The sequence below is a fragment of the Mesobacillus sp. genome, from assembly GCF_049588175.1.
GTDB lineage: Bacteria > Bacillota > Bacilli > Bacillales > Cytobacillaceae > Mesobacillus.
In genome coordinates this window covers 1-2,635 of record NZ_JBAVFI010000060.1, presented here as the reverse complement: position 1 = coordinate 2,635, position 2,635 = coordinate 1, and the positions used below count along the sequence as shown (strand labels likewise).

Annotated in this window: 3 protein-coding genes; all 3 read right to left on the bottom strand. The window is 39.7% G+C overall.

Annotated features, from left to right (window positions below):
* Positions 1 to 205 precede the first annotated feature (205 nt).
* The gene (locus WB217_RS01430) at positions 206 to 910 is read right to left on the bottom strand and encodes a LysM peptidoglycan-binding domain-containing protein (RefSeq protein ID WP_423989964.1); all 705 of its coding nucleotides are present in this window, start codon (positions 908 to 910) and stop codon (positions 206 to 208) included.
* Positions 903 to 1,505, bottom strand: a complete 603-nt coding sequence (locus tag WB217_RS01425; RefSeq protein ID WP_423989966.1) for a lysostaphin resistance A-like protein — start codon at positions 1,503 to 1,505, stop codon at positions 903 to 905. Before WB217_RS01425 ends, WB217_RS01430 begins: the two co-directional genes overlap by 8 nt.
* Positions 1,506 to 1,568: 63 nt before the next feature.
* The coding region (locus WB217_RS01420; RefSeq protein WP_423989962.1) for a helicase-related protein at positions 1,569 to 2,635 on the bottom strand (1,067 nt) is incomplete at its 5' end.

Below are 2,635 nucleotides of genomic sequence, written 5' to 3'. Positions count from 1 at the left end.
CCCGAATCCAATAAATAGCCAGAATATTAACAAAAACAACAATTTATGTGAAAACAGCCTTACATTAAATTTATGAGCTTGTCCTTTACGATATGATAGGAAGCTATAAAAACAAATTTTGTATTTTTCTTGCAAAGATCCGACTATCACTGAGTTGAACAAACCCTATCCAAAAATAGAAAAAACTAGCCAGATTTAGCTCCGGCTAGTTTTTAATAGGTATTTTCAAGACTTGTCCAGCCTGAATTTCATTACCCTGAATATTGTTGGCATTTTTAATAATGGAGATTCCCTCTTGCGATTTATAATATTTCATCGCAACCCTGAAAATTGTTTCGCTTGGTTGTACCGTATGATAAATGATTTTTTCATTGCCTTCTGCATTAACCGTTGATGCCGGAGGGGATTCGGCAGCAGGCTGTTTCGTTGTTGTTTCGGCAGCAACATGCTCCTTCGTGCTAACCGGATTTTCAGGTGTATTTTTATCATTTCCACTTTCTGGCGCAGGTGCAGCTGCCGCAACATCAATATCCTCTGGTTCTGCGATTTCCTCAATCGCAGGAGAATCTTCATCGTCCGATGAATCCTTAGCTCTGCTATCGTCTCCACTGCCACTCTGCACATCGATCAGTTCAACACCAGCCCGCTCTTCCGTTAGATCCAACGGCCCTTTTGAACCATCTAGGTAGGAAATGATGCTAAAAAAAGTGATTGGCAGGAGAATGAAAAACAATGCCATTAACCTTATTACTGGATACTTAACCTTCACCTTCGTTTTCTTTTGCTTTAGCCTGTGTAATTCGCTCCTGGGTGGGAGTGTCTCTTTTTTATCAACAGCTTGTTCAGATTTTCGCTCAACCCTTTTTCTCAGGCGCTCTGCCTGGTCCCTAATAGGTTTTTCTCTATTCAATGTTAGTACCCCCATTTGCTGCTCGAGCCCTGAATTTAATCATAAGCCCTAATAAAAAATCAATGATAAAGTGCATTACAATCGTTACAAGCAAATTGTCAGTCTGCATATAAATATAACCAATAAAAAAACTCAGCAATATTATATTTACGAACAAAAACCAATTGAACAAATAGCGGTAATGGACTACTGCAAATATAATGCTGGTTATCATTAAGCCGGCGTTTGTTTGGATGATTCCCCTGAAAAGGATTTCCTCGCTGATCGCTACCATTGCCGCAATCAGTGCTATCTGCAAAATTGTTTTATTTTTAAAGATTCGTTCGTTCAGACCTCCATCGTCATAATAAGATGGAGGAAGAAATTTCATAAGCAGAACATCAACAGTTACCACCAAGATTCCCGCTCCGAACCCGACTGTAAGGATACTAAAATCATCCCAGATGAATAAATTTTTGAATTCATTTAAACTATCAAACAATATCATACCTAAAATGGCGGAAATCGTTAATAGTACTATTTGAGTAGCAACCAAATGAAAAAGCAGTTCTTTTTCAGTGAGTCCCGCTACCGTTTCCTTGTATCGTTCCTTCATCATATCCGCCCACTTAATCTATAATAGCTAACAAAAAACACATTCATAATCGTGTTTCGTTCTTTATGAAAAGGGTTTTAATAAAAGAATAGAAGCCAGTTCTTGTTTCCAATTATTACTTACAGATTCGTCAGCAACGACTTCAATTTGTTCGTAGTGGTTCATGTCTAGCCCACATATCGTGCAGCAATTAGCCGGCCTTGCGGCGAGCTGTTCATTGAAATGCGTCAGAATGGCTGCTCTTTTACAATCCTGCGAATGGACCAAGTCAAGCATTTTCTTAATATTGAAGTTTTTAACCGATAAGCGGTTTTCTATAATATTGATAAATCTGCTTTTATCTTTATCATAATCAATAACTTCCAGGCTTGAAAGATAATCTTCAGCAATCCTCCATTGAATTTCTGTAAATCCGCAAAACGCTATAATTTCATCTTCATACTGTTTTGCTTCTTGATAACTCACATTACGGTCTGCAAGGAACCTAAAGAACCTTTCTATTTGAATATGATCAGGCAGTTCTCCCTCAGCCAGCTGAAAAGCAAGCTGCTCATCTCCAGGAGAATATAGCAGCACGGCGATGGAATCCAACCCATCCCGTGCAGCCCGGCCTATTTCTTGTAAATACGACTCAATTTGCATCGGCATATGGAAGTGTATCACATATCTGACATTCTCTTTGTTTATCCCCATGCCGAAAGCACTCGTTGCACAGACAACTTCCAACTGGCCATGAATGAACTGCTGCTGGATCAGTATCCTGCTTTCAGAATCCAGCCCTCCATGGTAAGCCATCACCTTTCTGATTCCCTGTTCTCTCATATAAGCAGCTGTTTGCTCAGCCATCTTTTTACTGGAGAAATAAATGATACCCGGTCCTTTCAAATATTTCACCAGCTCTATGGTCCGTTCAATTTTCTCCTGAAAATGACTGACATGTTCAACTGCAAGTGAAATCGACGGGCGATCAACAGAATATACAACTTCCTTCCAATCACTTAGAAGAAGTTTTTCAGCTATATCCTGCCTTACCTCTTTTGTAGCGGTAGCAGTAAGTGCAAGCGTCAGCGGTTCTCCAATCAGCTTCCGAATGATTCCCAGCTTTAGGTAATCTGGCCTGAAGTCATAAC

What these genes read in the sequence shown, in the direction of transcription:
- WB217_RS01425 (WP_423989966.1), bottom strand. Translation starts at nt 1,505, where the DNA reads ATGAAGGAACGATACAAGGAAACGGTAGCGGGACTCACTGAAAAAGAA.